The 26,092-nt window shown below is 63.6% G+C and carries 23 protein-coding genes; 10 read left to right on the top strand and 13 right to left on the bottom strand.

The window, feature by feature from the left end; all coding sequences use genetic code 11:
- Position 1 precedes the first annotated feature (1 nt).
- Positions 2-976, bottom strand: coding sequence for a sensor histidine kinase (locus SB764_RS22985; protein ID WP_410865028.1), 975 nt, complete (start codon positions 974-976; stop codon positions 2-4).
- 209 nt (positions 977-1,185) lie between these two features.
- A complete protein-coding gene (locus tag SB764_RS22980; protein ID WP_410865026.1) occupies positions 1,186-1,428 on the bottom strand; it encodes a hypothetical protein in 243 nt (80 codons plus the stop codon).
- A gap of 257 nt (positions 1,429-1,685) precedes the next feature.
- Between SB764_RS22980 and SB764_RS22975 the strand changes: the two genes are divergently transcribed.
- Positions 1,686-2,948 carry a cation:proton antiporter gene (locus SB764_RS22975; RefSeq protein ID WP_074983537.1) on the top strand — a complete coding sequence of 421 codons (1,263 nt, stop codon included), beginning with the start codon at positions 1,686-1,688 and terminating at the stop codon, positions 2,946-2,948.
- Positions 2,949-3,200: 252 nt separating this feature from the next.
- Here SB764_RS22975 and SB764_RS22970 read toward each other — a convergent pair whose 3' ends face one another.
- The 9 genes from SB764_RS22970 to SB764_RS22930 all read right to left on the bottom strand — a co-directional run bounded on the left by SB764_RS22970 (position 3,201) and on the right by SB764_RS22930 (position 14,851).
- Entirely contained in the window at positions 3,201-5,219 is a 2,019-nt protein-coding gene (locus tag SB764_RS22970; RefSeq protein WP_410865024.1) for an FUSC family protein, read from the bottom strand.
- A 101-nt stretch (positions 5,220-5,320) separates the two neighbouring features.
- Complete coding sequence (locus SB764_RS22965; protein ID WP_074983534.1) at positions 5,321-5,938, bottom strand: ANTAR domain-containing response regulator; 618 nt, start codon at positions 5,936-5,938, stop codon at positions 5,321-5,323.
- Entirely contained in the window at positions 5,935-7,110 is a 1,176-nt protein-coding gene (locus SB764_RS22960) for a transporter substrate-binding domain-containing protein (protein WP_183715085.1), read from the bottom strand. The genes SB764_RS22965 and SB764_RS22960 overlap by 4 nt, the downstream gene beginning before the upstream one ends.
- Positions 7,111-7,192: 82 nt before the next feature.
- Entirely contained in the window at positions 7,193-7,900 is a 708-nt protein-coding gene (locus tag SB764_RS22955) for an ABC transporter ATP-binding protein (protein ID WP_183715203.1), read from the bottom strand.
- A 5-nt stretch (positions 7,901-7,905) separates the two neighbouring features.
- The gene (locus SB764_RS22950; protein ID WP_410865021.1) at positions 7,906-9,741 is read right to left on the bottom strand and encodes an ABC transporter permease subunit; all 1,836 of its coding nucleotides are present in this window, start codon (positions 9,739-9,741) and stop codon (positions 7,906-7,908) included.
- The gene (locus tag SB764_RS22945; RefSeq protein WP_065062444.1) at positions 9,734-10,567 is read right to left on the bottom strand and encodes a branched-chain amino acid ABC transporter permease; all 834 of its coding nucleotides are present in this window, start codon (positions 10,565-10,567) and stop codon (positions 9,734-9,736) included. Before SB764_RS22945 ends, SB764_RS22950 begins: the two co-directional genes overlap by 8 nt.
- Positions 10,568-10,633: 66 nt before the next feature.
- Positions 10,634-11,797 (bottom strand): substrate-binding protein, encoded by a 1,164-nt coding sequence (locus tag SB764_RS22940; RefSeq protein ID WP_074983528.1) that lies wholly within the window; start codon positions 11,795-11,797, stop codon positions 10,634-10,636.
- An 84-nt stretch (positions 11,798-11,881) separates the two neighbouring features.
- Entirely contained in the window at positions 11,882-12,772 is an 891-nt protein-coding gene (locus SB764_RS22935) for a nitrilase family protein (protein ID WP_410865019.1), read from the bottom strand.
- Positions 12,773-13,357: 585 nt separating this feature from the next.
- A complete protein-coding gene (locus tag SB764_RS22930) occupies positions 13,358-14,851 on the bottom strand; it encodes an HD domain-containing phosphohydrolase (RefSeq protein ID WP_410865017.1) in 1,494 nt (497 codons plus the stop codon).
- Between the two features lie 22 nt (positions 14,852-14,873).
- Between SB764_RS22930 and SB764_RS22925 the strand changes: the two genes are divergently transcribed.
- The 4 genes from SB764_RS22925 (at position 14,874) to SB764_RS22910 (ending at position 18,046) form a co-directional block, all read left to right on the top strand.
- Positions 14,874-15,893 (top strand): N-acyl homoserine lactonase family protein, encoded by a 1,020-nt coding sequence (locus SB764_RS22925; RefSeq protein WP_410865015.1) that lies wholly within the window; start codon positions 14,874-14,876, stop codon positions 15,891-15,893.
- Between the two features lie 122 nt (positions 15,894-16,015).
- Complete coding sequence (locus tag SB764_RS22920) at positions 16,016-16,606, top strand: cytochrome b/b6 domain-containing protein (RefSeq protein WP_074983521.1); 591 nt, start codon at positions 16,016-16,018, stop codon at positions 16,604-16,606.
- A 2-nt stretch (positions 16,607-16,608) separates the two neighbouring features.
- Entirely contained in the window at positions 16,609-17,382 is a 774-nt protein-coding gene (locus tag SB764_RS22915) for a molybdopterin-dependent oxidoreductase (protein WP_322004528.1), read from the top strand.
- 49 nt (positions 17,383-17,431) lie between these two features.
- Positions 17,432-18,046, top strand: coding sequence for a hypothetical protein (locus SB764_RS22910; RefSeq protein ID WP_065062455.1), 615 nt, complete (start codon positions 17,432-17,434; stop codon positions 18,044-18,046).
- A 358-nt stretch (positions 18,047-18,404) separates the two neighbouring features.
- Here the strand turns inward: SB764_RS22910 and SB764_RS22905 are convergent, their stop codons facing one another.
- Positions 18,405-19,328 (bottom strand): LysR family transcriptional regulator, encoded by a 924-nt coding sequence (locus SB764_RS22905; protein WP_183715207.1) that lies wholly within the window; start codon positions 19,326-19,328, stop codon positions 18,405-18,407.
- A 134-nt stretch (positions 19,329-19,462) separates the two neighbouring features.
- Here SB764_RS22905 and SB764_RS22900 point away from each other — a divergent pair, with 134 nt between their 5' ends.
- The 4 genes from SB764_RS22900 (at position 19,463) to SB764_RS22885 (ending at position 23,914) form a co-directional block, all read left to right on the top strand.
- On the top strand, positions 19,463-20,413 hold the full coding sequence (locus tag SB764_RS22900; RefSeq protein ID WP_410865012.1) for a hydroxymethylglutaryl-CoA lyase: 951 nt from the start codon (positions 19,463-19,465) through the stop codon (positions 20,411-20,413).
- 10 nt (positions 20,414-20,423) lie between these two features.
- Complete coding sequence (locus tag SB764_RS22895; protein WP_110327455.1) at positions 20,424-21,575, top strand: CaiB/BaiF CoA transferase family protein; 1,152 nt, start codon at positions 20,424-20,426, stop codon at positions 21,573-21,575.
- Positions 21,576-21,691: 116 nt separating this feature from the next.
- A complete protein-coding gene (locus SB764_RS22890; protein ID WP_065062463.1) occupies positions 21,692-23,131 on the top strand; it encodes an MFS transporter in 1,440 nt (479 codons plus the stop codon).
- Positions 23,132-23,512: 381 nt separating this feature from the next.
- Positions 23,513-23,914: a hypothetical protein gene (locus tag SB764_RS22885; RefSeq protein WP_231957671.1), complete on the top strand. Its 402-nt coding sequence runs from the start codon at positions 23,513-23,515 to the stop codon at positions 23,912-23,914.
- Between the two features lie 18 nt (positions 23,915-23,932).
- Here SB764_RS22885 and SB764_RS22880 read toward each other — a convergent pair whose 3' ends face one another.
- Positions 23,933-24,853, bottom strand: a complete 921-nt coding sequence (locus SB764_RS22880; RefSeq protein ID WP_065062467.1) for a LysR substrate-binding domain-containing protein — start codon at positions 24,851-24,853, stop codon at positions 23,933-23,935.
- Between the two features lie 156 nt (positions 24,854-25,009).
- Here SB764_RS22880 and SB764_RS22875 point away from each other — a divergent pair, with 156 nt between their 5' ends.
- The gene (locus tag SB764_RS22875; protein ID WP_065062544.1) at positions 25,010-26,080 is read left to right on the top strand and encodes an ABC transporter substrate-binding protein; all 1,071 of its coding nucleotides are present in this window, start codon (positions 25,010-25,012) and stop codon (positions 26,078-26,080) included.
- The last annotated feature ends 12 nt before the right edge of the window (positions 26,081-26,092 follow it).

Below are 26,092 nucleotides of genomic sequence, written 5' to 3'. Positions count from 1 at the left end.
TTCAGACTGATGCGCTCATGCTTTCGCCGTGCGCCGGAAGCTCGACATGAAAAGTCATGCCGCGATCGGCGTTGCGCTCGGCCCAGAGCTGGCCGCCGTGCGACATGACGATGATGCGGCTGATCGAGAGACCGATTCCCAGCCCCTCCGGCTTCGATGTCACAAACGGCTTGAACAGCGTGACGAACTGGCCGGCGTCGACACCACACCCTCCATCGCGAATGGCAATGCACACCCTGTCGCGCCGGGCCGTGGCCGTCACGACGATGCTGATGCGGCGATCTTCGGTAGCGCTGTCGTGCACGGCGTCCAGCGCATTCAGCAGCAGATTCACGAGAACCTGCTGCAACTGCACAGCGTCCCCACGCACCGGCGGCAAGTGATCCTCGATACGCGTGACAATCGCCGCGCGAAACACCTGAGTCTCGCGGCGCAGCACGCGCATCACGTCGTGCACGAGGCTGCCGACATCGATCACACTGGCTTCGGGCGGCTCGCATCGTGCCGATTGCCGCATCTTGCGGATGATCGCGTGCGCGCGTGTGCTGTCGGCGACGACTTCGGCGAGCAGGTCCTGCAGATCGCCGACCGCGGGCGGGGTCTGCGCGAGAAAGCGTTGTGCGGCCTGCGCGTTGCTGAGAATCGCCGTGAGCGGCTGACAGACCTCATGGGCAAGCGCAGCAGCCATGTCGCCGACCTCGGATGCCCTCTGCCGCCGCACGCGCCGCAATTCGCTCTCCGCGTCTGCCGGCGCAACGTCCGCTACGTCCGCTACGTCCGCAACGTCGATGAGCCGCGTTTCGCCCTCGCCGCCGCGTCCCTGGGCTGCGCCGGCCAGCAGCGGTGTAAATGCCCCGGTAAAACGCATGCGATGCGCCGTCACGCCCCTGATCCACGAGAAAGCGCGGGTCAAGGCCTGCGTTGCCATGAAGCGGTCGAGATGGAGCTTGCCGTCACCCTCGTTTTCCTTGATCACCGTTCCCTCCTGGGCTTCAGTTGGCCTGCCCTTGCCACGTTATCGCTGCATTGAAAGTAGCGAAGAAGCATTCATAGCGATTGACCTGGATCACACCCTCCCTGTCGCGTGATTTCTATCTGCGTTTCATGAATCGGCGCTGAATAGTCAGACCGTCTGTGCCGAAGCATTGGTTACGCGGCACCGCCCGACACCGAGGTCATCCCACCTCAGGCCAGCTCGTATTCGCGCATCATTTCGGCGATCACGGCCTTCAAAGGCGCCACGCAGTCCCGCGCGACGCCCTGGACGTCGTCGACGACCCAATTACAACCGCCGTTCTTCGCCGGATCGACCGCGCGCGGAATCGAAATAGTGCATTCGCGATAGCTGTCGCCAAGATCCGCGTTCTCCTGAACCCGGCGCAGAATTTCTGCCCGAATCTTTTCAGCACTACGTACGTTCTTGATCATCTCTGCCTCCATCGATCCATCATCCCGCCTACTACATCTCAGCGATCTCGAAACAATCATTTGGCGAAGCGGCGGCGAAGTGATTGATGCACGTCAATCGTTCCGGCGCACTATGGCAGTCGAATGGCATCAATCGTCGATACACCGGCTCTCCTGCCTCTCTGCGTCAGCGGAACCATCAATCACAGAGCACGCAAGGTTGCGCGGGTCGTGGCCGCCATCGAACACGTTGCAGACTTCGCCAAGGGGGCGATCAAATGATGCTCATCGCCGCATTCTTCGCGCTCGTCTTTGTCTACAGCCTCGTGTCCCGAAGGCTTGAGCGGACCGTTATCACCGCGCCCATCCTGTTCACGCTGCTCGGCGTGCTGATGTCGTTTTCGCACGAAGCGCTGACCGAACTCGCGATGGACCGTAAGGACCTGCTGGTGATCGCCGAACTGGGCCTCGTCATGACACTGTTCACGGATGCGGCCCGCGTGCGCCCGCGCATGCTCAAGGGCGACACCAATTTGCCCGTACGCCTGCTGACCGTGGGCATGCTGCTCACCATCGTGCTCGGCATGCTCGGCGCGGTGGTCGTCGTGCGATCGCTCACGTGGTGGGAAGCGGGCATTCTCGCCGCGATCCTGGCCCCGACCGACGCCGGTCTTGGGCAGGCGATCGTCAGCAGCCCGCGCGTGCCGCGGCGCATTCGCCAGGCGCTGAATGTCGAGGCGGGGCTGAACGACGGACTGTCGGTTCCGTTTCTGATGTTTTTCATCGCGTTGGCGCAGGCTCGCGAGACTGGCGCGGGCGGCTCGGTACTGGCCCGGTTCCTGATGGAACAGCTCGGCTACGGCACGCTAATCGGTGTTGGCATCGGGCTGATCGGCGGCTGGCTGCTCGGGCTCGCGCAACGCAAGGCGTGGATGGCCGTACCGCTCACGCAGCTCGGCGTCGTCGCCCTTCCCATAGCCTGCGTGCTCGCTTCCGAGGCGAGCGGCGCGAGCATGTTCATCGCGGCCTTCGTTGCCGGCCTCGCGACTCAGGCGGGTTTCAGCGAAGTCGGCAAGCACAGCGTCGAATTCACGGAAGATTGGGGGCAACTGTTGAATTACTTTGTCTTCTTCCTGTTCGGATTACTCATCACGCTTGTCTGGAAACAGTTCGATTTCGCGATCGTCGCGTATGCGCTGCTGAGTCTCACGCTGATCCGCATGATCCCCGTCGCGCTCGCACTGCGGGGCACGCACCTGAGCAAGCCCACCGTGCTTTTCATGGCCTGGTTCGGGCCGAAGGGGCTGGCGTCGATCGTGCTCGGCCTTGTCTATCTCGAAGGCGAAACGAACCTGCCCGGAGAGACGACGATCAAGCTGATCGTCATGGCGACGGTGCTCTTGAGTATCCTGGCTCACGGTATTTCCGCGCTGCCGGCCATCAACCGCTATACGCGAGCCATTGCGGCCCTCGGCGACGATGCGCCCGAACATGAGACCGTCGAGATGGACCGGGCAAGCGCCGGCACAAATTCGGCGTAAGGCGTCTGCGGGTTGCCGAGCATGAGTTGTTTTAATAGTCGTATCTGTCTGGCAATGAGTAGACGAAAGCGTGCGAGCGCGCTGAACGAGAATGGCAGAAACGGGCAGACCCGGTTATCGGCGAAAGTCATTGACACACAGGACTATTGCGCCCGCGTCCACGCCGTAGGCGAGCATCTCGCGCTTCACGTCCAGCCATCAACTCGCGGCCGTCTGTCGAGCTACGCGCCGGTCCGGCAGTGAGCCGCCGCTTCACGCCTGGCCGGACGCGTAAGCATTGACTGCCGTTGCGAAGCTGCGGATCGCTTGCCCGAGGTCGTCGTTGGCGGCAACGGCCGGTTGCGCCGCCGATAACGGCCAGGTGGTGCGGGACGCCAGCGCCTGGAGCAACTGAGCCGTCATCGCCTCGTATCCGTCTGCTCTTTGCCGATCCGATGCGCTCGGCTCGCCTTCCCGCAGCACCTCGAGCACGGCGGCTGCGCCACAGACCGAACGCAGCGCCACGATCACCTCCCGCAGACGTTCGAGCGATGCGGATCGCCAACGGCCCTCCAGCAGCATACGTTCTCGCGCCGCTTCCAGCCGGGTGCTCGCAAGCCCCGCCTCGCGCTGCAATCGATCGAGCGTGGCTGCCGAACCGCTGCGTTGGCGCAGCGCTTCCGACGCAAACTTCATATTGGCCGAAATCGCCGCCGAAGTCGCCGCCGCCAGCGCGTCGCTCCCGCGCTCGGGCCACAAGAGAAAGCTGGCCGCCACGCCGACCACTGCGCCAATGACTTCATTGACAAAGCGAGCCGCAATCAAACCACCCGCCGGGTGAATGAAATCCGAAATCAGCATGAACATCGGGCAGAGAAAAACCACAAATAATCCATAGCTCACGAGTCTCGACGCAATGGCCGCGGCGGCCAGCGGCAAGATGGCGAAGACCATGGCGCCCGGCCCCGCCAGCGTTGCGAGCAGTCCGGCGGCGATCACGCCTCCGATGAGACTGCCACTCGCTCTCTCAAGCACGCGTAACCATGTATTCGCGGAAATCGGCTGTGTCACGATGATTGCCGCGAGCGCTCCCCAATAGGCGAGCGCGACGTTCAACCGCGTCCCGATTACGAAGGCGAGCACGGTAGCCACCGCCACCCTCAACGCATGGCGCCAGACCAGCGGAGCGATGCCGCGGCTGCCTTGCCCCGCAGCGGCAGCGGCTGCGGCTGCGGCCTCCACGGGCGCAGTCGCGCCATCGGCGAGGCGCACAATGGCGCTCATGGCGAAAGTCAGCGCGCGTGCCTCGCCGTCTTCCTGACCGGCACACTGGTGCAAAAGCGCTTTCGACTGCGCGACCACCGCCTCCGGCAAGGGGCGATCCAGCAGGGCATGCGCGCCCAGCGTCGCCAATAGCTGCTGCAATCCTTGCAACAACGACCGGGATCGCGCGCCCATCGGCACTTCGGACATCCGTCGAGCGTGGCCGAACGCAATCAACGCGGAAAAGATTCTGCCGGCCGCATCGATAAACGCCCCGAGCCGCGATCCGTTGCACGTGTCGAGCGCGGCCAACGCCCTGCCTCGCTCGATCGACATACGTACGCCGCGGCGATGCACCGTGTCGAATCCCTCCCAACCGGCGATTTCCGTTCCGGGAAGCGAGTTGCGCTCCTGCAGGAAACCGGCCATGACTTCCAGTCTTCCGAAGATCGTCGCGAGCGTGAGATTGCCGGATTGCCGGAATGGGATGGGCCAGAGGAAGACGCAGAACAGCATGGTCCAGAGGGAGCCGATCAGGAAGTATCCGCCCAGTTCGAGCGCGCCGGGCCAAGGCCGGGCAAGCGCGATGCCGATCACGACGGCAAGTGACGCAATCAGACCGGCCTGCGTGGGCATCGGCCCAAGCGAGGCGTTATAGGAGCGCGTCAGCCCGCACAGAAAGACCAGCGCGAACAACGTGGCGAGGCTCGCCGGATAACCCCAACTCGCCAGGTACGCAGCGAGCGGCAGGACAACCACGCCGAGAACCGTGAACGTGCCCATGGTTTTGAGGCGATCGGACTTCTCGCCCTGCGGATCGCACAGGCAGTTCCAGAACGCCGCCACCGCGCCGAGCGCAACCTCGGGACGCGCCAGCAGCAACGCGGCGATCAGCATCGGCGCCATCGCCACGGCGGCACGCACGCCTTCGGCCAGGCCGACTCGCTCGGGCGTGACCGCAAAAACATGACCTTCCGCTCTGAAGGTCCGTCGACTGACCGTCGACACAAGTCTGGCAAGGTTGTCCATAGTCCGTTTTCTGACACATTCTTCAGATGGATGCCTCGCCGGTCCCTGATGTCCGGAGCATTGCAAGGCACGGCCGGAAGGGATGGAGCGCCTCGGCGCGCTCAACCGGGTCGTTTGTCGAGACCGAGCTTCTCCATCGCTTCATGGGCGTCGATCACCATCGTCGCCACTTCGCCAATAGTCGCACGCAGGCGCGTTGCCCGCGAACGAATATGCTCATACGCTTCGTTTTCGCTCAGCCGGTGCACATCGATCAGAATCCGCATGGCGCGTTCGATATGGCGACGTGCCTTGATGGCGTCCTCGAGTTTGCCGATCTTGCTTTGCAGCCGCTGCTGGTAGCCCGAAGCCGCGCGCGCGAGCACAAGCGTGCTCAGAATGCCGGTCGAGCGATAAGGCTTGGTGATGACGCCGTGCGCCTGCGTATCGAGCAGCATCTTCAGCGCGGTCGGGTTTTCGTAATCGGAAAGCGCGATCAGCGTTGCCTGCGTGTCGGCGGCGCACCAGTTGCCCGTCCGGCGCGCGTCGGCGCCGACCAGGAAGAACACTACATCGGCGTCGGCCGGCAGTGGCGACGGAAACGGCCAGACCACGGTGACGAGACAACCGATGCGGCGCAACTGCTCGTCGAGCACGTTGCGGTCGTCGCCAGGCGGATGAATGACGAGCACGCGCAGCGTGCGCAAATCGTCGAACAGGCGGCGCGCCCACGTCGTCATGGTCGCTCTCCGTCCAGCCAGAACTCGCCGAAGCCGTAGGAGATCAGGTACGGGTCGGGTTTGATCGGCGCGCGCCCTTCCCAGACGATGTCGAACGCACCGTCAGGCCGGCACACCGCGATGCGCGGCGTCAGGATCGCATGATTGTTTTCGCGGTCGATCCGCAGCGCGCCTTCGGGCGAATCGAATTCGACTTCGTGCACGGCCTCCACGAGCTTCGCGGTGTCGAGCGACTTCGTACGCGCCAGCGCGAGCGCGAACAGATGCACCTGGTTGTACGCCATCTCCGACCACATGCTGGCAGGCTGGTCGCCGAAACGTGCGCGCCACGACGCCAGAAAGCGCCGGTTGCCGTCGAGTTCGAGCGTGTTCAGATAACTGGCCGCGACAATATGGTGGCCGCACAGCTCGGGCCCGATCATCTGCGTTTCGCCCTCGGTCATCGTCAGGCTCGCGATCGGAATGCGCGCGGGGTCGATGCCATGCTCGCGGTAAAGCTGATAGAACTTGCGCGCGCCGCGCCCGATCAGCGTCGAAAACACCACATCGGGCTGCGCCGTGCGAATCTGCCGTACGACTTCGTCGAGCGCGGCCGGTTCGGCGTCGCTCGGCAAATAGATTTCATCGACGATTTCGCCGCCGTGCTGCTCGACCATGTCGCGCATGATGCGGTTCGACTCGCGCGGATAGATGTAATCGGCGCCAACCAGAAAGAAGCGCCGGCCATGATTGCGAAGCAGATACGCGGCGAGCTGCATACTGTTCTGGTTAGGCACCGCGCCGGTGTAGATGACGTTCGGCGAATACTCGAAACCTTCGTAGATCGAGCAGTACCAGAGCAGCGCGTTGTAGCGTTCGATGAGCGGCAGCACCGCCTTGCGGCTCGACGAAGTCGACCCGCCGAAGATGACCGTCACGTCGTCGTCCTGGAGCAGCCGCGAAGCGAGACGATGATACTCGTCGGGATCGCTGCGCGGGTCGTAGACGACCGGATCGAGCAAGCGCCCGTCCACGCCGCCTGCCGCATTGATTTCCTCGATCGCGAGCACGGTGCCGAAAAAGTGCTCCGATTCGGTCGCCGACGTCACGCCCGTGCGCGAGTACAGCACGCCGACGCGCCAGCCGGCCTCCGTGACCGGCTGCCCCGGCGACTGCTGTGAACTGGACTGCATGACGCTTCTCTCCCGATTAGAGGCGGCCGGGCGCAACACCGCCCCGCCACATCAGAACACACCAAAACCTGCCTGAACATGCCTAGACGCGCAAATGCGCGAAGATCGCGGGGGCGGCGCGCTGCGCCTTTGCGTCCCCTTCCTCGATGATCGCCCCTTGCTTGAGCACGGCGTAGCGGTCGGCCACGGCCAGCGCGAACGGCACGTTCTGCTCGATCAGCAACAGCGTCGTGCCGCGCCGCTCGCGCTCCCAGTGCAGCGCCTGCGCGAGCCGGTCGATGACGGAAGGCTGAAGCCCTTCGGTGATTTCATCGAGCAGGATCATCGACGGCGCCATCATCAGCGCACGCGCGACCAGCAGCATTTTCTGCTCGCCGCCGGACAGCGTGCCCGCAACCTGCCGCAAGCGGTCCTTGAACACCGGAAACACGGGCTCGATCTGCGCGAAGCGCTCGTCGAACGTCGACGCCTGTTCGAGCCCGAGCCGCAGATTGTCGCGAATGCTCAGGTCATGAAACAGCGCGTGCTCCTGCGGCGCGTAAGCGACGCCCGCACGCGCGATCCGATGCGGCGCGAGCCGCGTCACGTCCGCGCCGCGCACGTGAATCGTGCCGCTGCGCGTGGGCAGATAGCCCATGATCGTCTTGAGCAGCGTGGTCTTGCCCATCCCGTTCTTGCCGAGCAGCGCGAGCGCTTCGCCCGCCGCGATGCGCAGCGACAGCTTGCGCAGCACGATGGAATTCCGGTAGCCGCTGGTAATCTCCCGAACGTCCAGCGCCATATCACTCATGCCGCTCATGCCGCCTCCTGCGCGCTGCCCGCGTAGATAGTCTTGACGAGATCCGAGTTCACCACTTCGTCGAAACTTCCCTGCATCACCATCTTGCCCTGATGCAGCACGACAATACGCGTGGCCACCTCGGCCACGAAATCGAGGTCATGCTCGACGAGCAGGCAGCAGAGCCCGTATCGATGGGCCAGCGCCGCCAGCACGCCGCCTATCTGGGTGCGCTCCACTTTCGTCAGACCTGCCGTGGGTTCGTCGAGCAGCACGATGCGCGGCTCCAGCGCGAGCACCATCGCCAGTTCGAGCGCCTGCTGTTCGCCGTGTGAAAGGTCCTTCGCGACGGCGTCGAGCTTGCGTTCCAGTTGCGTCGCGCGCATGACGTCGAGCGCATACGGCGGCAGCGCGAGCGTCGGCGAACGACGCACGAACGACGGACGCTCGACGAGCGTGCGCGCCACGCGCAGACACTCGGCAACGGTCAACGTTTCGAACACATTGGCATTCTGGAACTTGCGCCCGAGCCCAAGCTTCACGCAGCCTTCGGGCGCCAGCGTGCCGATGTCGCTGCCGCACAGCGCCACGCTGCCCGCGGAGCGTTCCGCCCCGTCGCTCATGCAACGCATCAGCGTAGTCTTGCCCGCGCCGTTCGGGCCGATCAGACCGACCAGTTCGCCGCCGTCGGCGACCAGGTCGATGCCCTGCAGCACTTTCAGCGAGCCGAAGTGACGTGCCACGCCGCGCATCTGCAGCGCGGGTTCGCCCGCTTGCGGCGCGTGAGCGTCGCGCGGTGCGCGTTCGGTCAGCGCGGGTGCGCGGGCGCCGACCGCCGTGAATCGGCGCAACGGCTTGACGAGCAGCGGCACGAGACCTTGCGGCAAGAGCACGATCACGAGGACGAACGCCGCGCCCAGAATCAACTGCCAGGCGAACGGCATGCTGCTGCTCAAATAAGCGCTGGCGACGTTGATGAGCAGCGCGCCGATCACCGGCCCCCACAGCGTGCCGCGGCCGCCCAGCGCGACCCAGATGATGAATTGCGTGCCCAGCACGAAGCCCGACAGTTCGGGCGCAACCACCCCGCTGAACGCGCCGTATCCCAACCCGGCGAGCCCCGCGATCGCCGCCGTCACCGCCAGCAGCGCGATCTTGATGCGCGACGTGTTGATGCCGAGGTAGGCGCAACGCGATTCGTTATCGCGGATCGCGGCAAGCAGACGGCCGCCGTCGCTGCGCACGAAGCACCACGCGGCGGCGACCACCGCCAGCAGCGCCCCGCCCGCGATGCCATACCACGCGCCCAGCGAGAGGTCGAAGGTCTCGAAGCCGGTAAGACCGGAACTCGAACCGGTCCACGTGCCGCCCGAGAGCAGCAACTGGCTCAGCACGATCGGCAGCACGAGCGACATCACCGTGGCGAAGAACGGCGACGCACCCCGATAAAAGGACAGCCATCCGACCACGGCCGCGACGGCGACCGGCACGGCAATCGCCAAAACTGCGGCGAGCAGCGCGTGCAGCGGCGAAAATCCCGCATGCGTGAATACCAGCCCGGCCGCATAGGCGCCGAGCCCGAAGAATGCCGACTGCCCGAACGTCAGATAGCCGGTGTAGCCCCACAACAGATCGACGGTGACGGCGACGGCTGCGAAGAAAAAGGCCTGAATCAGGATGTTGAGCAAATACGAGCCGAACAGGAATGGTCCGACGGCCAGCAGTACCAGCGCGCCGCCGAACACGATCGTGAGATCGCGCCATGACCGGCGGCGATGCGTCTGCGCCTCCTCGCTTGCGTGCGCATCGGCTTCGCGGTGATCACTGGACAACGAGGCGTCGAACTTAGCCATGGGCGAATCCTCGCGGACGGATACGCAGCGTCAGCGCCGCCAGCACCGCAATGGTCAGCCCGCCGAGCACCGGGCTCACGAACGTGCTGACGAGCACCTGGCAGGCCCCGAACACGATGCAGGTCACGAGCAGGCTGACCATCGAGTGGCCCGACACCATCACCAGCATGAAGGCGCTGACGATCCACGCCACGCCCATGTCCGGATCCACGCTCGACAGCGGCGTGATCAGCGCACCGGCGAGCGCGCCGAGCGCCGCGCCCAGGCTGAACGTAATGAAACGGATGCGCCCCGAGTGAATGCCGAGCCCACGCGCGAGATCTTCATTCATGATCACCGCGCGCGTCTTCACGCCGAAACGCGTGCCCGAGAGCAGCAGCGTCAGCGCCGCGCAAAGCGCGAGCGCAACCGGTATCAGCAGCAGCCGGTACGCCGAATACTCCGTGCCCGCGATCGAGATTGCGCCATTGAGCGAGGTCGGCACGAACTTCACTTCGCGGCCGAACGCCATCACGATAATCTGGCCAATGACGATGCCGAGCCCCCATGTCGCCAGAATCGCGTCAAGCGGACGTTTGTAAAGCGGCCGTACGATGATCCACTCGACGACCATGCCGACCGCCGTGCCCACGACAATCGCGAGCGGCAAGCCGAACCACGGATCGAGCTTCAGTTGCGTGACCACGAAACTCGCGTAGCCGCCGAGCGTCAGCAGCGCGCCGTGGGCGAAATTCACGATTTTCATGACGCCGAAAATCACCATCAAACCCGCCGTCACGATGAACAGCATCGCTGCCGTCGTGCCGATGTCCAATGCCAAAGCCATGTCGCCTCCTGCTCGTGCGGCGCGCGCATCCACACGGAATGCGCGCGCCCGATACCGCGCCTGCGGTTACTTGAGATTCGGGCACTGCATGCCCGGGTCCACATCCTTGAACGTCTGCAACACCTTCACCGAGCCGTCGGGCTGAATCTGCCCGAGCCGCATCGCGAGCGGCACGTGGCGGCTGCGGTTCATCTGCACCGTGCCGCGCGGCCCGTCGAACGACACCTCGCCGAGCGCCTTGACGACTTTCGCGGGATCCGTCGAGCCGGCCTTTTCAACCGCCGCCTTGTAGAGAAAAAACGCCTCGTATTGCGGCTCCGACAACTCGTTCGGCGTCTTCGCATCCGCGCCGAACTTGCTGTCGAGCGCGGCCTTGAACTTCCTGTTCTGCGGCGTATCGATGCTGGTGAGATAGGACGCCGCCAGATAGACGCCGCTCGCGACATCGCCCATGCCTTTGGCCGTGCCCTCGTCGATCGCGAGGTTGCCGTACGGCAGCGTGAGGCCCGCGCTCTTCAACTGCTTGGCGAGCGCCACGTTCGGCGCGCCGCCGGCCGTCGCGCTGATCAACGCATCGGGCTTCGCCGCGCGGATCTTCGAGAGCACCGGCGTCCAGTCCGTGCCGTCGATCGGCAGATATTCCTCGCCGATCACCTTGCCGCCGTGCTGCTCGATGTACTGCTTCGTGAAGTCGAGCATGCCGCGCCCGAACGCATAATCGTTGCCGACAAGATAGAACGTCTTCGCGCCCTTCGTCTTGCTGAAGTAATCGACGATCGGCGCGACGACCTGCTCGGGCACCCAGCCGTTCACATACATCCACGGGCTGCACGAGCGGCCCTCGTAGAACGAGGTGTAGATGAACGGCTTCTTGCCGCGCGCGACGATGGGCAGCGCGGCGTTACGTGCGGCGCTCGTTTCCATCGAGATGATCGCGTCCACGTTTTTCTGGAACACCAGCGTGTCGTAGGCCTTCTGCGCGCCGACCGCGCCGGACGCATCATCGGCGATTTCGAGTTCCACCGGCCGACCCAGAATGCCGCCGGCCGCGTTGATCTCGGCGACCGCGAGTTGCGACGACTGAACGACAGCCGGCGCGACCACGCTGTTGGCGCCCGACAGGCCGACCGCGACGCCGATCTTGATCGGCTCGGCCGCCGCCGCGCCCAGCCAGGCGCCGAAAGCCGCCGCCGCGACGGCGGCAGCGATGATGCGTTTGAACGACGTCATGATGCTTCCTCGTAGTTGTGGTGATGCGTGGAGGGTTCGTGATGCGGTTTTGCCGGTACGGCTTGTCGTTGGCGGCCTCGCCTGTCAAGCAGGGCCGCGCGCGGTCTTCGTGCCGAGCATCGCGTCGTACAGATCGACGCGCCGGTCGAGCAGGACGTGATTGCGCGGATTCAGCGTGCGTCCCGCGCGTGTGCGGGCGACGTCGATCGTGCCGTAGAGGATTTCCTCGCGGTCAGCGCTGGCAGGCCCGGCGATCGGCCAGCCGTCGCCGCCCACGATCAGGCTCTGGCCGAGGAACGGTTGGCCACGCTCGGTGCCCACGCGATCTGCGCAGACGACTGCGAGGCCGTTGCTGTGCGCGGCGGCCATGGCCAGCGTCGTCGCCATGGCCGGACGGTCGTCGGGCTGTGAGGGCATCGGCACCCAGTTGGTCGGCACGCAGACGAGATCGGCGCCCTGCATCGCGGCAAGACGGAAGGTCTCCGGAAACCAGGCGTCGTAGCAGATCGCCATGGCGATCCGCCCAAGCGGCGTGGCAAATACCGGCACGCCCAGGTCGCCCGGCTCGAAGAAGCGCTTTTCCTCGTTCCAGAGATGCAGTTTTCGATAGACGCCGAGCGGCCCCGCCGGTCCTGTGAGCAACGCCGAGTTATAGAGCTTTTCACCAGCCCGCTCGGCGACGCCGCTAACGATATGGATTCCGAACTGTCTGGCGAGCTCATCGAAAGCCCGCGCCGCCTCGCCATCCGGCAACGGTTGCGAGAGCGCATACGCCTCCTCCCGGCTCTCGAACACATAACCGCTATTGGCTAGCTCCGGCAACACCACGAGCGCGGCGCCGTTGCGCGCGGCACTTTCGATAAGCATGCACGCGCGCTCGACGTTCTCGCGCGCGGCACCGACATGCGGCTCCATTTGCACGCACGCGACGACGAAACGGCCGGGTTGTTGATCTGCACTGACGTACGGCTCCATCGTGTTGGATCTCCAGAAAACAAAAAAGCCCCCAAACCGGCGTCATACGACGCAAGTTCGGGGGCTACGTAGCCTTCCATATGTAGCGCGGCAACGCTGCCGCGGAAGCGCAAATCGAACGAAGTCGACCTCGCGCCTCAGTGGAAGCGAATGTAAAAAGCCAAATTGCCCATGTCAAGCAGATTTAGCGACGTTCGAATTCGTAAAGTTCGACGTGCGGGTGTCAGGCAAATGTATGCCGACGTGCGGCGGCAGAAGACGGTCGCCAGCCGATAAGTCCTCGTATGCCCGTCCTCGGCGATCTCGCGCGGCCATATCGAAGCGCCGACGCTTCGCGATGCCGAGGACCTGGCGGCACTTATCGCAGCCCTTACTGCGACTTCGTCAGATCCTGCCCAATTGCGGCGACAACGGCCTGCTCGCAATCCTTGAGGCCGGCGACCGACTGGTCGAACTGGTCGATCAACGTGCCGAAACCGCCGTAGTGATATTTTGTATCGGCTTCGAGTCAAGCAGACGAGCGCGGACAACGCCCCTCGGAATTCCCTGGTGGCCGCGATGACTATGAAGACGCCATTGCCTTCATCAGAGCAGGCCCATCGCCGATGCTTTTAGCGTGGCCGCCGCGCGCGTCGAACATTCGAGCTTACGGAAAATGCTTTCCACATGCGTACGCACCGTACTCGGACTCAACGTCAACTCACGCGCGGCTTCCTTGTTGCTCGACCCGAGAGAGATCGCACGCAGAACCTCGATTTCACGTGCGGTCAAATGCACATTGTGCTGCGCGGCTTTCACCGGAATGATCGGGGATCTCGCGAACGCCTGCCCTTCGGCCAGCAGCGCATTGACGGCTTCGCTACACAGCCGGCCGTTGGCCACCTCGTTACGCAATTGTTGCGCGGCTTCATCGGCAGGCAATTCGGCACGCCATGGACGCCGCGAGCGCAACGCGACCCACGCCACCGAAGCCGCCAGCACGCGCGCCTCGAGCGTCAACGCGGCGCCGCTCAGACCGCGAAAATAGCCGGAGCCATCCAGCCGTTCGTACGCGTATGAAGCAAGCTCGGTCGCCTGTGCGAGCACGCCTGTTTGCTTGCCAGCCCGCGCAGTCCAGTACGGCACCAGTCGCACTTTTTCCCACGCGCTCGCGGGCAAAGACGTGTCCTGATTCCAGATGCTGTTCGGCACCGCGGCACGTCCAATGCCGTGCAGCAAACCAGCACGATAGACGCGTGATTGTGCCGCTTCGTCCAGGGACAGCCGCTCGCAACACGCTGCCGCGGTTGCCGCAACCCGGCGCGAGAAGCCGGTCATCCACGGAAGTTTGAGATCCACGACGTCAGCAATCAACTCCGCCGACGAAGCTTGCTGCATGGCCGGCGTTGACAACGCACGATCGAAATCGACATCGCGCATTTTCTCGATTTCCTTCAGCCAGGCAGGCGCATTGGATACCGCGATATCGACAAGATGCGCCGGATAACGCGCGTCGGCGCGCTGCTTGATGAGTGCAATTGCACGCTCGACGCCGTACACGCGGCCGAACGCCTCCAGATCACCCGCGAGGGCGACCACGTAGACCGACATCGGCACCGCGTCACGCGCGACACCGTTGGGCGTGCCACTGCCGTCCCATGCTTCGAAGATGTGGCGCAGCGTGTTTTCGGTCGGTCCCGCGAGCCCGAGCAAACGCGCGACTTCGCCCGACACCTCGCAATGAATCCGCGCGAGCGGCATGAGCACCGCGGCGGCCCCCCCGAGCGCGCCGTTCGGTTCGATCCAGCCTGGCCGGTTTTCGACCATTTTCGCGCGGATCGCGATGTCGTCGCCGAACACCTCGGCGAATCCCGCCGCGTTACCCGTGCAGCCGGACCATCGCAGCAGCGACGCCTCGCGAACCGTTGCGTTTTCGTCCGCGTTCAGACCGGCTGCCTGCGCGAGACGCGCGGCAATCCAACCTGTACGCAACGAATGATCGGTTGGCTGCCCCATGCTCAGATCGCCAATGAAAGCGAGTGCCTTTACCGAATCAAATACTCGAATCGGCGTCTGGCTTTTCGGGTCAGCGATCGTCATGGAGAAAAATAAACGCGAGTAAATGCATGTTGATCACTATATACGCAACAGATCTTGCTGGGCGAATCGGTCATTCGACCGATACCGCCGCCGCGACTTCGCCGCGATGATTTTCACCCGTCACGCCGTTTGCGACTTTCACGGCGGCCATCGCGAGCCAGCGGACACGCTTTTTTCATGCCGCCAGCGGCGACGCAATGTCGGAAATCGGCCGTTCCGGCGTTCTGGCATGCGGGCTCGCATAACGGGAAAGGGAACGATCAACATGCAGGAAAGCGTGGAAAAAATCTGCATCCTCGACGGCGGGCTGACTCGAGTCGAGGACGGATCGATCTATTCGCCCGGCGTGAGCGTCGGCGTGCCAGCAACGCTCAGTTGCAATGCCTACCTGATTCGTCACAAAGCAAAATGGCTGCTCTGGGACACCGGCACGCCCGACGCTTTCTACGCCCATCCCGGCGGAAAAATCGTTGCTGACGGTATGCGCGCCATCGTGGTTCGTACGATCGCCGCCCAATTCGAAATGATCGGTCTCTCCCCTGACGACGTCGACATTATTATGTTTTCGCATGCGCACTATGATCATGTCGGCAATTCCTGTCTATTCAGAAACGCCAAATGGTTCGTTCAGCAGCACGAACACGAGGCGATGTTCGGCACACAAGCGGACAGTTTCGGCTATCTGCCTGAGTTCTATTCGGCGATGCGCGACAACGAGGTCGAACTCCTGCAAGGAGATTGCGATTTGTTCGACGACGGGGCCATTCGCCTGATCCACACGCCCGGACTGACTCCTGGGCATTGCTCATTATTCGTTCGACTTCCTCGTACCGGCCCGGTCATTCTTGGTGGAGACGTCGCGCACAACTGCCTCGACCTCCAATATCGTCGAGTCCCTTCGTTCAGCACTGATCGTGAGGCTTCGGTCGCTTCGATGCGCAAGATCGAGGAATTGGCCCGCAAGGAAGGGGCCAGAATCTGGATCAATCACGACACGATGCAAAGCGCAACGTTGCCGCATGCTCCTGCCTGGATTTACTGAAAGCAAGATTGGAGGCGATGGCGATCCATCGGTCATTCGACCGATAACGGTCTGCGTCCCCGGATGCGATAGTTCCAGGCGCCCGTTCCCCATTCTATTTCGTCGACAGCGAGGTTGTCTCGATGCATGCACCAATCCATCCCGCGTGGGTTCGCATTTTCCACTGGGTCAACGCTGTCGCCGTCATCGTCATGTGTTTGAGTGGCTGGCAAGTGTATGAGGCTTCGCCCATTTTCAGCGCCATTCGATTTCCCGTCTCCATCACGTTGGGTGGATGGCTGGGCGGAGCATTGCTCTGGCATTTCGCGTTCATGTGGATACTGGTCGCGAATTTCGGCGCTTATCTCGTCGCGAATCTCAGCACAGGACGCCTGCGTGAAAAATTCTTGCCGCTCAGTCTTCGTGCAGTAGTCACCGACCTCGTTGCGGCACTGCGCGGCAAGCTCAGTCACGGCGATCCCGGCCAATACAACGCCGTGCAGAAGTTGGCTTATCTCGTCGTGATTGCTGACATCGTGCTGGTGGTGTTGTCAGGTCTGGCTGTCTGGAAGCCGGTGCAGTTGCCGCTTCTGTGTGCGTCGATGGGCGGTTTCGATCAGGCACGCGTCGTCCACTTCTTCGCAATGAGTGTTCTGGTCGGCTTCTTCGCCATCCATGTCGCAATGGTCGCGCTGGTTCCGCGGTCTTTGCTCACCATGATCCGGGGACGCTAACCATGACTTCGCGGAAAACCGTACGGCAGCTCGACGGCGCATCGATCATCAAAGACGCGCGAAAAGCACTCCCGTCGTCTTCACGACGCCTGTTTGGCAAACGCATTCTGACTTTGGGCGGACTCGCTTTATTGTCGGGTTGCGATCTGAAGAGCGAAGAATCAGTCAATACCCTGCTGCGCAGAATGTCTTCATTCAACGATCGCGTACAAGCCGTCATGTTCAATCCGAACACACTGGCCCCGACGTATCCGGAATCGATGATTACGCGGCCATTTCCGTTCAATGCTTACTATGACATCGACGAAGTTCCGGAGGTCGACAGGCAGACTTATCGGCTTGAAGTCAGCGGTCTCGCGAAAGGAAAACGCATCTGGTCGCTCGACGAATTACAAGCGATGCCGCAGCAGAGCCAGATTACGCGGCATATCTGCATTGAAGGCTGGAGCGCGATAGGTCAATGGGGCGGCGTGCGGTTTTCCGATTTTCTCTTGCGCGCCGGCGTGGATACGACCGCGAAATATGTCGCCCTGCACTGCGCCGATAACTACTGGACCAGCATCGATATGCCAACGGCGCTGCATCCCCAGACGCTCCTTACGCTGACTTACGACGGCGCCACACTCCCCGCAAAGTATGGTTTCCCGTTGAAGCTTCGCATTCCCACGAAGCTCGGCTACAAGAACCCCAAACACATCGTCGCCATTACCGTCGGCAACGAATTTCCCGGTGGCTATTGGGAAAACCAGGGCTACAACTGGTTCGGTGGATCCTGAACGCCCATTAGCCGATTTCTTCTCGACCCAACCCGCTCTCGGAGCAACTATGCCCACTCATTTCAAAATTGCCTTTTGCTTTGTAGCATTCACGCTCGCCGGCGCGGCATTCGCAGGCACGCCTGCCGATAAGCCTGAACGCATTCGCGGCGAGATCGTGTCGTTCGCCGGCAACGCGCTCAAAGTGCATCGGCGCAGTGGAGACACGGTAACCATCGATATGCAGCAGTCGGCCGGTGTCAACGCCGTGAAGGCGATCCAGCTTGCCGACATCAAACCCGGCTCTTATGTCGGCGCAGCCGCGATTCCCGGCCCCGACGGCAAACTGACGGCCAGGGAAGTACTGGTCTTCCCTGAAGCGGCGCGCGGAACGGGCGAAGGCCACTACGCTTGGGACCTCGGTGCGAACAGCACCATGACGAATGCCAACGTGGACACCGTGGTGCAAAGCACCAGCGGCCGCGATCTCACACTCTCATACAAAGGCGGATCCAACACCATCAACGTGCCCGCCAACGTGCCGGTCGTCACGCTGATCCCGGCAACGCGCGCGGAATTGATCGCTGGCAAAAAGGTCTTTGTCGTGGCGATTCCGAAGACGTCCAGCACGTTTGACGGCAAGCTTGTCGTGGTCGAAAAGGATGGCGTCGCCCCGCCGATGTAATACGGCATGAATTGCGCCGTGATTCTGGCCGCAGATCACGGCCGCACTGCCTCCTGCGGGCCAATTCGCTTTCATTGACGACTCGGTGAATCCGAATATCGCGCCATTCAAGGGCAAATCCATTTCGCCCGAACAGGAGCTGATGACTCGCCCGCGCGCGATCGCCTGCAATGTCCGCACACATTACGTGTGAAGAGTCGATGACCGGGGAGGCCATGTTGTGCCGGAATTCCCGATCATCGAGCGAGGCGTTGACCGATCGATGCTTAGGTCTTTACGTCGATCGGTTCGGCGTGACGTGCTCGCCGTTAGCGATCCTTTCGGCGAGGCGGATCGCCCGGGCGCGGTAAGCGAAGCCTCACGGTCTCGATGTCCGACCCGCCTCATCCGCACGCCGCGCAAGATGATCGACAACGCGCTGCGCAGCGGGTTGCAACTGGTCGAAGCTTCTGAAGCACACCACGAAGCGACGTTCCGCCCACGCATCGACGAGCGGAATCGTCTTCACCTTGAACACCCTGGTGTACGTCGCCGCCACTTCTTCCGGGACCACGCTGATACCGAGTCCCGCCGCCACAACCCGGAATCCCGCATCGAAACTCGACACGATCACGCGATACATCAGCGCCGCGCCTTCGCTCGCCGCCGCGCGTTGAAGCATGGCATGCACGGCGGTGGTCGGCGGCAGCCCCACATGCTCATACGCGAAAGTTTCCCGAAACGCGATCGAGCGTTTGCCCGCCAGCGGATGGTCGGGATGCACGGCCAGCGCGAGACGATCGCGACGGTAAGCGCGATGCTGCAATCCCTGCAGATCGACGTTGTCCCAGCACACGCCGATGCTGGCGACGCCTTCGCGCAACTGGCGCACGAGTTCGTGCGACTGCCGCTCCTCAACGTCCACGCGGATATTCGCATTGGCCGGCTCGCGCATGAACGACGCGACATCGTCGAGCAGCGTTTCCGCGATCGCCGACGCCGACGCGCAAATGCTTACGCGACCGCGCAAACCACCGCCAAACGCCGCGATGTCGCTGCCAATCCGCTCGACGGTGAACAACACCGTGCGCGCGTGTTCGAGCAGCGCGAGACCCGCGCCGGTCGGCGACACGCCGCGCCGCGAACGGTCGAGCAGCGGCACGCCGAGGTCCGCTTCGAGTTGCGCGATCCGCTTGCTGATCGCCGACGGCTCGATATGCGCCTCCTCGGCGGCCCGCGCGATGTTGTGATGATCGCAAACGGCCACGAAGAGCCGCAGGGTTTTCAGGTCGAGATCGCGCAAGGTGTTTGTCTCCTGTGACATTCCGGATCGGAATCCTGGTGCTTCCGGAATGCCGCTTTACTAGTTTTCGGGAATGTCTAAAGTTAGCACGACGCTGGCGATTCGACGACCGGCGAGTTCCCGGAGACAGCTTCATGCCCCCACTTCCCAGCCACGCCGTGATCCGCGAAGTCGGCCTTCGCGACGGCCTGCAAAGCCTGCCGCGCATCGTGGCGACCGAACAGAAGATCGAGTGGATTCGCGCCGCCCACGCGGCCGGTCAACGCGAGATCGAAGTCGGTTCGTTCGTGCCCGCCCGGCTGTTGCCGCAGCTCGCCGATACCGCCGCGCTCGTCGCCTTCGCGAAGACGTTGCCGGACCTGTCGGTGTCGGTGCTCGTGCCGAATCTGAAAGGCGCCGAAAAGGCGTTCGAAACACAGGCCGATCTGCTGCTCGTGCCGCTTTCGGCGAGCCTCGAACACAGCCTCGCCAACCTGCGCAAAACGCCCGATGAGGTCATCGCCGAGGTCGCCCGCATTCGTGCGGCGCGCGACGCGTCGGGCGCGAAAACGCTGATCGAAGGCGGCATCGGCACGGCGTTCGGCTGCACGCTTCAGGGCCACGTCGCGCCCGACGAGGTGCTGCGCTGCATGCAGGCGCTGCTCGATGCCGGCGTCGATCGCGTGAGCATCGCGGACACGGTCGGCTACGCCGGACCGCGCGCCGTGCACGACCTGTTCGCGAAGGCTCGCAGGATCGCCGGCGATCGTCTCTGGTGCGGCCACTTTCACGACACGCGCGGCCTCGCGCTCGCCAACGTCTACGCGGCGCTCGAAACCGGCGTGAACCGCTTCGACGCGACGCTCGCCGGCATCGGCGGCTGTCCGCATGCGCCGGGCGCGAGCGGCAACGCGTCGACCGAAGACCTCGCGTTCATGCTCGCCGAAATGGGCATCGATACGGGCCTCGACCTGCCCGCGCTGCTGGATCTGCGCGCGCAAGTCGCCCGCTGGCTCGACGGCGAAACCCTGCACGGCGCACTGTGGCGCGCCGGTCTGCCCAACACTTTCGCGCGCGCGTCGAAGCGCGACGCGCTGATCGCCTGAGGAAACCGACATGGCCAACACGACACGATTGCCGCTCGACGGCGTCCGGGTGATCGAATTCACCCACATGGTGATGGGGCCGACGTGCGGCATGATCCTCGCCGATCTCGGCGCCGAAGTCATCAAGATCGAACCGCCCGACGGCGACAAAACGCGCTCGCTGCCGGGCCTCGGCATCGGCTTTTTCCGCTCGTTCAATCGCAACAAGAAGAGCGTCGTGCTCGATCTCGCCACGCCGGAGGGCCGCGAAACGGCCGCCGAACTGGCCGACACCTGCGACGTGATGATCGAAAACTTCCGCCCCGGCCTGATGCGGAAGATGGGCCTCGACTACGCCACGCTCTCGGCGCGCAATCCGCGCCTGATCTACGTCTCGCACAAGGGCTTTCTGCCGGGGCCGTACGAGAAGCGGCTCGCCCTCGACGAAGTCGTGCAGATGATGGGCGGCCTCTCGTACATGACCGGACCCGCGGGCCGCCCGCTGCGCGCGGGCACGTCGGTCAACGACATCATGGGCGGCATGTTCGGCGCGATCGGCGTGCTCGCCGCGTTGCGCGAACGCGAGTCGACCGGACTCGGGCAGGAGGTGCAAAGCGCGCTGTTCGAGAACTGCGTGTTTCTGTCGTCGCAACACATGCAGCAGTTCGCGATGACGAACGAAGCGCCGCCGCCCATGCCGTCGCGCGTCTCGGCGTGGAGTGTCTACGACGTGTTCACGCTCGCCGACGACGAGCAGCTTTTCATCGGCGCCGTGAGCGACAAACAGTTCGTCACGCTGTGCGATGTGCTGCATTGTCCGCAACTCGCCGAAACGCCGCGCTTCGCCACCAACGCGCTGCGCGTCGCCGTGCGGGCGGAATTGCTGAGCTGTCTCGGCGAAATCCTCAAGCATCGCCACGTCGACGAACTTGCGCCGAAGCTCGAAGCGGCCGGCATCCCGTATGCGCCGATCGTGCGGCCCGATCAGTTGATGGACGATCCGCATCTGAAAGCGAGCGGCGGCCTCGTGCCGATGCAAACCGACGACGGCGGCACGACCGACGTCGTGCTGCTGCCGATCACGATGGGCGGCCGCCGTCCGGGCGTGCGCCAGGCGCTCGCGCGCGTCGGCGAACACACGCAGGAGATCCTGTCGCGACTCAAGGCGCGGGTGAGCGCATGAACGCATGAACGATCACGCGCGCAACAACCGGCGGCCGCCATGACGGACTAACGCCTCACGCCATCCATGAGCATTCGTCAGAAATGCCATTTCTTGGAAAAAATCAGGAGACATTCATGCAGCAGACCGTCCCCGCGGGCGCCGTCCCGCTCGTCCCGCATGCCGTGCGCGTCGGCCTTCAACCCGGCGCGGAAATCGCCGCGCGCATCGATCGCCTGCCCATGACGCGGCATCTCTGGATGCTCGTCCTGCTGATCTCGCTCGGCGGCTTCTTCGAAATCTACGATCTGATCTTCACGGGTTACATCGCACCCGGCATGGCGAAAAGCGGCGTGCTCGCCACGACGACGCACACGTTCTTCGGCTGGAACGGCATAGCGGGTTTCATCGCGGCGACGTTTGCGGGGCTCTTCGTCGGGACCTTCTGCTTCGGCTGGCTGCCGGACCGCTTCGGGCGGCGCAGCGTGTTCACGATTTCGCTGCTCTGGTATTCGATCGGCTCGGCGATCATGGCGTTCCAGACCTCGCCGGAAGCGCTGCTGTTCTGGCGCTTCGTCACCGGCATCGGCGTGGGCGTCGAGATCATCACGATCGACAGTTACGTGACCGAACTCGTGCCGCAACACATGCGCGGACGCGCGATGGCCTTCAACCAGATGGTGATGTTCGCCGCCGCGCCGGTCTCCGCGATCCTCTCGTACTGGCTCGTGCCGACCGCGGTGTTCGGCATCGACGGATGGCGCATCGTCGTGCTGGCCGGATCGGCGGGCGCGCTGCTCGTCTGGTTCGTGCGGCGCTCGGTGCCGGAGAGTCCGCGCTGGCTCGCTTCGCATGGCAAACCGGAAGCGGCGGAGCAGATCGTTTCGCGCATCGAGACGATCGTTGCCACGCAATCGCGTGCGCCGCTGCCGACGCCGCATCCCGTGATCGTGCAGCCCGAGCATCGCCGCGCGTCGTTCGCCGAGCTGCTTCAGCCGCCGTATCGATCGCGCTTCCTGATGCTCGTCGTGTTCAATCTGTGTCAGGCGATCGGCTATTACGGCTTCGCGAACTGGGTGCCGACGCTGCTGATCGGGCAAGGCATCACGATCACGAAGAGTCTGCTTTACTCGTTCATCATCGCGTTCGCGCTGCCGGTCGGGCCGATGCTGTCGATGCTGTACGCCGATCGGTTGCAACGCAAGTGGCTGATCGTCGGCGGCGCGCTGGTCGTGATCGTGTGCGGCCTCGCGTTCGCGCAAACGCGCAACGTGGCGATGCTGATCGCGCTCGGCGTGTTGATCAGCTTTGCGGGGCAGACGATCTCGGTGTGTTATCACGCCTACCAGGCCGAGCTGTTTCCAACCGCTATCCGCTGCCGCGCGAATGGCCTCGTCTATTCGGCGAGCCGCGTCGGGGCGATGTTCTCCGGCTTCTTCATCGCGGCGTTGCTGCGCGACTTCGGCGTGGCGGGCGCGTTCACGGGCATCACGGCGTGCATGTTCGTGGTCGCCTTGTCGATTGGACTATTCGGCCCGCGCACCAACGGCATGCGGCTGGACGAACTGAATCACTGAAGCACCGTGAGGCGATAAGCACGCGCGTTGGCCCTTAAAACATGGGCTCGCGCGCGTTGCATGCTTCCACGACTGGCCGCGACAATCTGAGGCCAGCCTCGGTTTCGGCCACGTCGATCGATCTGCGACTTAACAAAATTGTCAGCGGAGCAACATCTTCGTGTCAGACGGTCTGGTATATGCTTGTGCACGACGTTGCCGATCACCCGCGAGCGCACGACATGCGGGTTCGGCGTCACGTTCAAGCGGTTTCACGCATAATCGCTGTGAAGCCGCTTTATCTTCGGACTCACACTCACTCTTCGCCGCACCACTTCCGTATTAATGTCACGTAGCAAAAACGTCTCCACCGCACCGCTCCCCTCTGCTTCTCCCCAGTTTTTGCAGCGCCCGCTGGACGAAAAAACGGCCACCGAAATGGCGCTCGCGCATCACCTTACATTCGCAGCCTGCAAAAGCTGGGCGGGCACCACGCGCCTCGTCAGCGAACTGGTGCGGATGGTCTATCTCACCTTCTACGTGCAATGCGAAGGTTACGGCGATACCGAGATCGCGCAGTTCGCGAACGCCGAAGCCGCACTGGAAACCTGCATTCTGCGCGCGGGCGACGACGAAACATGCCGCATTTCTCCGGTCGAAAGCGCGCTGGTCGAGCCCATTCTTCAGCAGGCCGACACGCAGTTGTTTCTCGCGCCACGGCAGGCGTTGATCGAGGCGTATCAGCGACTCGATCGATTCCTGCGGAGTTCGAATGAGTCGCCATTGCCGCAACTGTCGATGTAGACATGCGACGCACGCGCACTACCCGCGCGTGCGCGCCTTCTCCGACGGCTTGCTGACAAGCGCATCGTGCGTTTCCGCCAGCACCTCGACGAACGCCGAAGCGAGGCGCTCACGCGGCCGGTTCGGCGGAAACAGCAGATACATCGGGAACATGACGGCGGGCGCGAACGGCCGGATCGCGATATCGGGCCCGGCGAAATCGCGCGCGACGATCGGATGCGCCAGCGTCACGCCCATGCCGCTGCGCACCATCTCGCAGCAGATCGCCGTGTATTGCGCCTCGATCGCGAGCACGCGCTCCACGCCCGCGCGCACGAACACTTCGTCCATCTGCGCACGCGTGCCGTCGCCGTGACACAGTGAAATAAACGATTCGCCTTCGAGATCCTCCGGACGGATCGAGCGCTTCTTCGCAAGCCGGTGATGCGCGGGCATCACACACACGGCCGCCACCTTCGAGAGCAATTCGACCTCGCAGTTCGACGCTTCGCTCACATAGACCGCCACGCCCAGGTCGCAGAACTGCGAAGCGGTCCAGTGATTGACCGTGCCCGACGTGTTCACGTGCAGCGAAACCGTCACGCCCGGATAGCGGTCCTGAAAGCGCTTGAGCGCGTGCGGCACGAGCGTGAGACCGGCCGACGGCATCGCCGCGATGCGCAACCGACCGCTGCCCAGATTGCGGATCTGCGCCGCCGCGTTCGCAAGCCCTTGCAGACCCACATACGCGCGCTCCACTTCGCGAAAGAACGCCTCGCCCTCGCTCGTCGGAATGAGCCGCACGCCCACGCGCTGAAAGAGCTTGAGGCCGGTGTCGCGTTCGAGCTGCGCGATCAGGCGGCTCACGTTGGGCTGCGAGGTGAACAGCGCCTTCGCGGCGGCCGTCATCGAGCCCGAGACCATCACCGCGCGGAACGCCTCGACGTGTTTCAGATTCATTGCCAACCCTCCTGGGCTTAACCCTGATCCATATCATCTGTGCATAGATGGCTATTTTATTCGTATTGGACGATATGAATAACGCGGGCGAGACTGCAACGCATCGGCGCACGAGTCCTACGCCGCCGGCCCCACAATCGAATGGAGATCGTCGTCATGGATCACGCCTTGCGCCGCCGCTCGTATCGTCTCGCCCTGCCCCGCGCGGCCGCCCTTCTGGCCTTCAGCGCCGCCTGCGCCAGCACCCAGCTCGCCCACGCCGAAACCACGCTCTACGTCGCCAATGTGGGCGGCTCGAACGAGCAGCTTTATCGTCAGAAGGTGATTCCGCCGTTCGAGAAAGCGCACGACGTGAAAATCGTCTACGTCGCGGGCAATTCGAGCGACACGCTCGCCAAGCTGCAGGCGCAGAAGGGTCATCAGCAGATCAATGTGGCGGTGATGGACGACGGCCCCATGTATCAGGCGATGCAGCTCGGCCTGTGCGCCAAGGTCGACGACGCGCCCGTCATGAAAGACCTCTACCCGCTCGCACGGCTCGGCCCGAACGCCGTGGGCGTGGGCATGGTGGCGACCGGCATCGGCTATAACGCGGATGCGTTCAAAAAGCTCGGCCTGCCCGCGCCCGATTCGTGGAAGGCGCTCGAAGACCCGCGCCTGAAAGGCAAGCTCGGGGTGCCGCCGATCACCAACACCTACGGCCTGCACACGCTCGTGATGCTCGCGCGCCTGAACGGCGGCGGCGAGAAGAACATCGACCCCGGCTTCGCGGCGATGACGAAACAGGTCGCGCCGAACGTGCTCTCGTGGGCGCCCACGCCCGGCGAGATGGACGGCCTCATGCAAGGCGGCGACGTGATCGCCGCGCCGTATGGCAGCGGCCGCGCCGTAGCGCTGCAAAACACCGGCTTCCCGCTTAAGTTCATCTACCCGAAGGAAGGCGGCGTGGCGCTCCAGGTGGCCGCGTGCGCGCTCGCCGAAAACGCCCAGCCGCAACTCTCGCAGCAGTTCATCCAATACCTGCTGAGCCCCGAAGTGCAGGCGATGCAGGCGCAGGCCATCGGTCTCGGCCCCGTCAACAAGACCGTCAAGCTCGCGCCGGAGGTCGCCGCGCGCGTGCCCTACGGCCCCGATCAGGTCGCGAAGCTCACCGCGATGGACTGGACCACCATCAACCAGCATCGCACCGAGTGGACCGAACGCTGGAACCGCTCCGTCGAGCGTTGAGCACGCAACGAT

The sequence above is a fragment of the Paraburkholderia sp. SIMBA_027 genome, from assembly GCF_046535315.1.
Classification (GTDB): domain Bacteria; phylum Pseudomonadota; class Gammaproteobacteria; order Burkholderiales; family Burkholderiaceae; genus Paraburkholderia; species Paraburkholderia tropica.
Note: the sequence above shows the minus strand (reverse complement) of the source record. Positions and strands in the feature narration are given on the sequence as shown.